The organism is Flavicella sp. (assembly GCF_029238425.1).
Classification (GTDB): Bacteria; Bacteroidota; Bacteroidia; order Flavobacteriales; family Flavobacteriaceae; genus Flavicella.
This window is the reverse complement of sequence record NZ_JAQWGB010000062.1, coordinates 1-7,637: the sequence shown is the minus strand read 5'-3', so window position 1 is coordinate 7,637 and position 7,637 is coordinate 1. Positions and strand designations below refer to the sequence as shown.

6 protein-coding genes and 1 pseudogene are annotated in these 7,637 nt (G+C 32.1%); 6 read left to right on the top strand and 1 reads right to left on the bottom strand.

Features of this window, described 5'->3' with window-relative positions; genetic code table 11:
- From P8H68_RS04315 to P8H68_RS04290, 6 genes are all read left to right on the top strand, one after another.
- On the top strand, nucleotides 1-1,497 hold a 1,497-nt coding region (locus P8H68_RS04315; RefSeq protein ID WP_300322095.1), incomplete at its 5' end, for an ABC transporter ATP-binding protein.
- Nucleotides 1,498-1,679: 182 nt separating this feature from the next.
- A complete protein-coding gene (locus P8H68_RS04310; RefSeq protein WP_300322093.1) occupies nucleotides 1,680-2,252 on the top strand; it encodes a hypothetical protein in 573 nt (190 codons plus the stop codon).
- A gap of 81 nt (nucleotides 2,253-2,333) precedes the next feature.
- Nucleotides 2,334-3,677 (top strand): hypothetical protein, encoded by a 1,344-nt coding sequence (locus tag P8H68_RS04305; RefSeq protein WP_300322091.1) that lies wholly within the window; start codon nucleotides 2,334-2,336, stop codon nucleotides 3,675-3,677.
- Nucleotides 3,678-3,741: 64 nt separating this feature from the next.
- The gene (locus P8H68_RS04300; protein WP_300322089.1) at nucleotides 3,742-5,016 is read left to right on the top strand and encodes an LPP20 family lipoprotein; all 1,275 of its coding nucleotides are present in this window, start codon (nucleotides 3,742-3,744) and stop codon (nucleotides 5,014-5,016) included.
- A 105-nt stretch (nucleotides 5,017-5,121) separates the two neighbouring features.
- The gene (locus P8H68_RS04295) at nucleotides 5,122-5,895 is read left to right on the top strand and encodes a DUF4292 domain-containing protein (RefSeq protein WP_300322087.1); all 774 of its coding nucleotides are present in this window, start codon (nucleotides 5,122-5,124) and stop codon (nucleotides 5,893-5,895) included.
- Nucleotides 5,895-7,154, top strand: a complete 1,260-nt coding sequence (locus P8H68_RS04290) for a peptidoglycan DD-metalloendopeptidase family protein (RefSeq protein WP_300322086.1) — start codon at nucleotides 5,895-5,897, stop codon at nucleotides 7,152-7,154. Before P8H68_RS04295 ends, P8H68_RS04290 begins: the two co-directional genes overlap by 1 nt.
- 219 nt (nucleotides 7,155-7,373) lie before the next feature.
- Here the strand turns inward: P8H68_RS04290 and P8H68_RS04285 are convergent.
- Nucleotides 7,374-7,637 (bottom strand): annotated as a pseudogene (locus P8H68_RS04285) (acyl-CoA thioesterase); the annotation flags it as partial.

Below are 7,637 nucleotides of genomic sequence, written 5' to 3'. Positions count from 1 at the left end.
AGCCAAATAGAAGGAAAAATTCTGTTTGAAAATCAAAATTTAATAGATTTAAAAGAAAAAGAATTTAGAAAACTTAGAGGTTGTGAAATTTCGATGATTTTTCAAGAACCGATGAGTTCTCTAAACCCAAGCATTACCTGTGGTGCTCAAGTCATAGAAATTTTGCAACAGCATCAAAAAATTTCTAGAAAAGAAGGACGAGCAGAAGTCGTTCGTTTGTTTGAAAAAGTAAAACTTCCTAGAGCTACGGAAATGTTTGATTTGTATCCACATCAAATTTCGGGGGGACAAATGCAACGTGTGATGATTGCCATGGCAATTGCCTGCAAACCTAAACTTTTGATTGCTGATGAACCTACTACCGCATTGGATGTTACAGTTCAAAAAAATATTATTTCTCTGCTAAAAGAAATCCAACAAGAAACTGGAATGAGCATTTTATTTATTTCTCATGATCTTTCTTTAGTTTCAGAAATTTGCAATAGAGTTCTGGTTATGTATCAAGGTAATATCGTAGAACAAGGTGAGGCAGATGCCATATTTAAAAATCCTCAAAACAATTATACCAAGGCCCTCATTCAATCGAAACCAAGTATTGATGTCCGCTTAAAAAAGCTTCCGTCGGTAAAAGATTTTATTGAAAACACGGTAGAAACGGAAATATACACCCCAGAAGAAAGGAAAGCCTTTCATCAAAAAACCTATGCTCAAAAGCCTCTTTTAGAAATTATCGACCTTAAAAAATATTATTTGGGAAATAAAAAATGGTGGTTTCAAAAAGATACTTATGTCAAAGCTGTGGATACTGTTTCTTTTCAATTATACGCAGGAGAAACACTTGGATTGGTTGGAGAATCAGGTTGTGGAAAATCAACACTAGGGAGAACCTTAATGCATTTGGAAAAAGCGACTTCGGGATCTATTTTATATCAAGGCAGAGACCTGACACAACTTTCTGGCAAAGAAGTAAAGAAATTAAGAAAAGACATTCAAATTATTTTTCAAGATCCTTTTTCTTCATTGAATCCAAGAATTACTGTTGGAGAAGCTATTCTAGAACCAATGAAGGTGCACAATCTTTATAAGAATCATAAAGAGCGAAAAGAAAAAGTACTTTCAATTCTGAAAAAAGTTGGGTTATTGCCTGAGCATTTTGATCGATACCCGCATGAATTTTCAGGTGGGCAACGTCAAAGAATCGGGATCGCTAGAACGATTGCCTTGCAGCCCAAATTAATTATTTGCGATGAATCTGTTTCTGCTCTAGATGTTTCTGTACAGGCACAAGTTCTAAATTTACTAAACGAATTAAAAAAAGATTTTGGCTTTACCTACATCTTTATTTCTCATGATCTATCGGTGGTAAAATTTATGTCGGATCAACTCGTTGTTATGAATAAAGGAAAAATTGAGGAACTCGGTGATGCTGATATTATTTACAAAAATCCTAAATCGAGTTATACTCAAAAACTAATTTCCTCCATTCCAAAAGCCTAAAAAAAGTGTAACGGCCCAAAAAATAATGTAAATTGCTAAAAAAAAGCCACTGAGATATCACATTAATTTTAAAGCAATTAGAAAACAAAAAAACGATTCTAAAGACTCTCCAAACATTTTTTAAGAAAAGATTTAAAAAAAATGGTACAGTTCTTGAAAACACAATCAACAAATAAAAAATTATGAAAAACATGAAAAAACTTACTCAATCTCTTCTAGTACTTGCAATCGCTATCAATCTAACAGCTTGTAAATCTAAACAGCAAACAGTTTCAACAGGTCCAGGTGAAGTGGAAATTATCATCCCTTGTTCTGGAGAAGATTTTAGATCTGACAAAAAATACATCCGTGCTAGCTCTATGGGAGAAAGTCAGGATATCACTATCGCGAAAAAGAAAGCAAAAAATAATACGCTGCAAGAATTGGCTAGTAAAGTAGAAACTACTATTCAGTCTGTGGTAGACAACTATCAAAATTCAACTGGAAATCAAGATGGAGAAAATATCTCAAAACGTTTTGAAGCTTTAACTAGAGAAGTTGTTGATGTTGAGTTGAGTAACTACACTACGGCTTGTGAAAAATTGACGCAAACCAAAGATGGAAAATATCGTTCCTACTTGGCATATGAGATAGAAGTTGATGCTTTGATAAAACCTTTGAGTGATAAAATCTCTCAAGATGAAGTTTTGAAAATCGACTACAACTATGAGAAATTCAAGAAGAACTTTGAAGATGCAATAAGTAAAAATAAATAAGCTTTTTCACTAACATCAAAAAATCACAATAAGAGAGTTCTACTATTTTATTGTGATTTTTTTTACCAAAAGCATTTGCATATGAAAAACTGCCTATACCTAATGATGGCAGCGGTTCTCTTAGTTTCGTGTAAAGCAAAAAAACTAAGAAAACAAGCCTATCAATTTGAACAACATGGAGCTTTTGAAGAAGCTTCTGACTACTATTATAAATCTCTAACAATTGACAATGACAACGTTGATGCCATAGTTGGCTACAAAAAAAACACACAAATTGTGTTAGATAAGATTTATGAGGAGTTTTATGCTGCGTTTAAAAATGCGGATTATAAATCTGCTATTTATCTATATGACGAAGCAGAAAATCTTCAAAAAAAAGCCAATAGAGTTGATGTCAAACTTCAAAAATTAAACGACTATAGCGTTTATTATAACGAAGCACTAGATCATTATTTAGAACAACAATACAACAAGGGAAAACAGTATTTAGCCTTAGAAAATTTTAATGCTGCCAAAACAATTTTCAGCGAAATAGTTCATTTTAATGAAATTTTTAAGGACACAAAACACCAATTAAAAAAGGCGACTTATGAACCTCTTTATTTGGATGGAATCAAATATTTAGAAACCAATTCGAATAGAAAAGCTTATTATCAATTTGCCGACATTTTAAAACTAACTGATTATAAAGATGCCTTACAATTAAAAAATGAGGCTCTAGAAAAAGCAACGATAAAAATTGCCATCAGACCACATGTTGTAAATAGAAGTTATAGCAAAACAAAAGAAGACTTTAGAAATTATTTTGTTTCAACACTTAATGAAATCCCTTCTCCATTTTATAAAATCATTGAAGTACCTTCTTTAAAAGCAGGACAACCTTTGGATACGCAACTAAACCTTGCAAAAAACTCAGGAGCAAAAGCTTTGTTTTCATTGAATATTGACAACGTTTCGTTTCACAAAGCTCCACTCAAAAGAGAATCATATAAAGCTTACCAAAAAATCAAGACTTCCTATAAGGACAAGGATGGAGAGAACAAAACAAAAATTGAATACAATAAAATTACAACTGCACTCTATAGTCAATCGGAACAAGCAAACATCAACCTTGAATATAAACTTATCTCTACCTTAGATAGAAGCGTACTTATCAACAAAGTATTGAGAGATCAAATTACAGATCAAGTGCAATACATGAGTTATAAAGGTGACTACAAACAATTGGTACCTGGATACTGGGAACACCAAAACAAGGCTCATATTTCAGATAAAATTAGAGATTATTCTTCCGATATTAGAAATCTACAATCTTATTTTAATTCTAGAACCTCTTTAAAATCGTCAACTGTTTTATACAATGATCTTTTGAAAAAGATGAGTAGGAATATTACACAACCCATTGCTGATTATGACCCTAAATAAATTTTTTAAATTTTCCTTCATTCTTTTAGCTTGTGCCTTTTTGAGCTGTAGTAGCTCAAGAAAAATGGCAAAACAATTTGAGGAACTACCGAACTGGGTCAAACAAAAACCACAGAACGAACTCACTTATTTTGGGGTAGGGAAAGCAGCGAAAACTGGTTTTCCTGATAGATATATAAAAGCTGCAGAAAGACAAGCTCTTACGGATTTAGCCGAACACATCTCCGTAAAAGTAAACACAAATTCACTTTTGTATCAATTTGATATTGACGATCAGCAAAGTGACTTTTATATGAACAAACAAAAAATAGAAAGCTCTAAATTTTTAGAAGGGTATACCATTTCTAAAACCTATGAAAATGACGATTATTACTGGAATCTCATTGAAATTTCTAAAGCCAAGTACGAAGAAATTAGACAAAAAAGAAAAACTGCAAGCTTAGAAAAATCTTACCAATATTTTAAATCGGCCCATCAAAAAAAAGAAGAAAAAGATCTTTATGACGCAACTTCTTATTTTGTAAAATCTCTTGAAACTTTAAAGCCTTATTGGGGAGACAAAACTATTTTCACAAAAGAAAATGGAGAAACTATTGATCTTACAATTGCAAATATTGATGCAATACATTCTTTGTTTAAAAACCTAGAAATAAAAAAACAAACGGATGTTTTAAAAGTAGCTCGTGGTGATAAATTAAACAATACCATTCCAGTAGGTATCTTAACACATCCAAACTATGGAGTACTTGAGCATTTTCCATATGTTATAAACACTTCATTTACTTTAGAAAAATCAAAACAAATTTTCACTAAAAAAGGAGGAACAATTCATATACTACCCTTAGAAGTAGGGAGTAAAAATCAAAGTGAATCTTTGATGATTACTATAGATGGTAAAGAAATTTTAAAACAGCTGACTTCAGATTTAATTCTCAGAAAAATATTGACGAATTCTGTTCCGAAACCAATTCAAACAACTTATAAAATAGAAGTAGTTCAGCCATTAATTCTAGTAAAACTTACTTCAAAAAGCAAATCAGTAGATTTAGAAAAAACAAGATTGCAAACCATCAATTTTTATGAGAAAAAAGGAATATTTACTCCAACAAAAAAATCAAATGCTGCCTATAGCCTTTTTATAGAAATCAATCCTATGGGTTCTCATTCCTATGCTTTGGAGACTAAATTTTTCAATGCCACGCAACAACAGGAATACAGCACTCGTAGAACAATTAAAATTGATCCTTTTGTGTACGACACTAATGAGAAAATTTTGAAAAGTATATTTAATACACTCAAAAGAAAAGAGCTCGAAAAAGTTTTGGCAATCATGGAGTAAGCAAAAACTGTTAAGGAACTTTTATGAAATAAAACCAAAACCAAACTTCATAAAATTGTATCTTGTCCGCATTAGTATTTACAGCAATTATATTCTCTTATTTTTATGATGAAACTACAGCATTTTCTGTTAATCATTCCCATTTTTTTAATCTCGTGTGGTGGTAGTAAAACCATTACTGACAGGGCCGATATCAAAAACGAATCGCCGAAGAAAATATTAAAAAATCATTCTAAAAGTAATTTTGACAGGAACACTTTAAGTGCAGACCTAAAACTAAATTTCAATAGAAAAGGAAGATCTCAAAACGTAAACGTAAAATTAAAAATAGAAAAGGACAAACAAATTTGGATGAGTGCCAATGTATTTGGTTTTCCGGTGGCAAAAGCTTTAATCACTCCAGAGCGTGTTACTTATTATGTAAAAATAAATAAAACTTATTTTGATGGAGATTTTTCTGAAATCAATAGGTTGCTAGGTGCTAATTTAGATTTTACCATGCTGCAAAACCTGCTGTTAGGAGATGCTTTGTTTGAAATGAAGCCAAAAAATTATGAAGCTTCTATTGATCAGGAAGCACATTTGCTAACTCCTATCCAGAGCAATGAATTGGCAGATTTATTATTTTGGATTCACCCAATAAACTACAAGATAGAAAAGCAAGAAATTCGTACTTTTGAAAACGACAGGTTTTTATCCGTAACCTATTCGAATTACGCTGATATTGATACTACTCCAATTCCTGGACGTGTTGAAATTATTGCTAAAGATGCCAAAAATAATGCGTCCATTCGTTTTGATTACAGATCTGTAAAATTGGATGAAGAATTATCTTTTCCATACAAAATACCTAGTGGCTATAAAAGAATTATAAAATAATGTTGCGTCAACTTTCTATTCCTTTGAAAAACACAATCCTTAAAAAATTCGTTCTACGTACTCTTTTTATTTTTTGTGTTGTACTAACAACATCTTCCGCAACTGCTCAGGCTCCTACTCAAAAATCATTAGAAGCAAAAAGAGCCCGTCTTCAATTAGAAATCAAAAAAATGAACTCTCTGCTTTTTGAGTCAAAAGCGGAAGAAAAAGACATACTAGAAGACATTGCCAATTTAAATAGAAAGATTGCAGTTCGTTCTAAACTGATCAGAACAATCAACCAAGAAGAATCCGTTTTAAACTCGAAAATTAGAGCAAATAAAAAACAGATTTCAACACTTGAAAAAGAACTTAAAATATTAAAAGATGACTATTCTGACATGATTTATATGTCCTATAAAAGCAAATCTATGCAAAGTAGGTTGCTATTTATCTTATCTGCTGATAGTTTTCATCAAGCTTACAAAAGATTCCAATACATGACTCAGTATACGGAATACAGAAAAGAGCAAGGAGAAGAAATTGTTGTTCAAACTGAAAAAATTAAGGGACTTAATGATGATTTGAAAATTCAAAAAATTGAAAAGCAGAATTTAATTGCGGCTCAAAAAGAAGAACAAGTCAAAATAGAAATTGAGAAAATAGAACAAGAACTCCTAGCAAAAGAAGTTACTACTGAAAAGAAAAAATACACCGCGCAAATAAAAAAGAAACAAGACGAGGAGCGTAAAATCGACAAACAGATTGAAAAAATAATTAGAGATGCCATTGCAGCTGCAAATAAGAAAAACTCTTCTAAGAAATCTTCTAACTTTATTTTGACTCCTGAGGCTAAAATATTAGCTTCCAAATTTGCTACTAACAAAGGAAAATTACCTTGGCCCGTTACCAATGCTCTTGTCGTTAGAAAATATGGAAAAATTCCTCATGAAACCTTACGAGGAATCACCATACAAAGTAATGGAATACACATTGCCACCAACAAAAAGGCACGTGCAAAAGCTATTTTTGAGGGAACCGTACTTGCTATTCAAGTAAGTTCAAATGGGATTAAAACGGTGTACATACAACATGGTAATTATATCTCACTTTACAGCAACTTGGCGACGGTTTCTCTGCAAAAAGGAGACAAGGTAAAACTGCAACAGAGCATTGGTGAAATTCATACCGACAAAGTAACCGGTAAAACAGTTCTAAAACTTCAAATTTGGAAAGACACAAAAACAGAAAACCCTAGTTATTGGTTGTTGAGATTGTAAATTATTGTATTGTTAATCCTTTACCCTTCGACAAGCTCAGGGTACGGAAATTAGAAATTAAACAAATCATAATCTATCTCGGAGGCTGAGCTTGACGAAGTCTCATATTATTACTTCTCTCAAACTTGGGCGTTTTAGATTTTATAGTATTTAAAAGAAAAAACAAGTCAAATTACTTTACCCTTATTACCCTTCGATAAGCTCATGGTGCAAAAGTCACTATTCAAACAATGCTTTTAGCTCAGTAGCATCTTTAGGCTTCATTTTTCCAGACATTACCAAACTCATTTGTCGTCTTCGCAATGCGGCATTGAAACGCTCAATTTCTAATTTGGTTTCTGGCACTAATTCTGGCACCTTCAACTTATTTCCCTTTTCATCAACGGCCACAAACGTATAGATACATTCATTTACTTTGGTACGTTTTCTAGAAACTCTATCTTCTAGCCAAACATCCGCAAAAATCTCCATAGAAGAACCAAA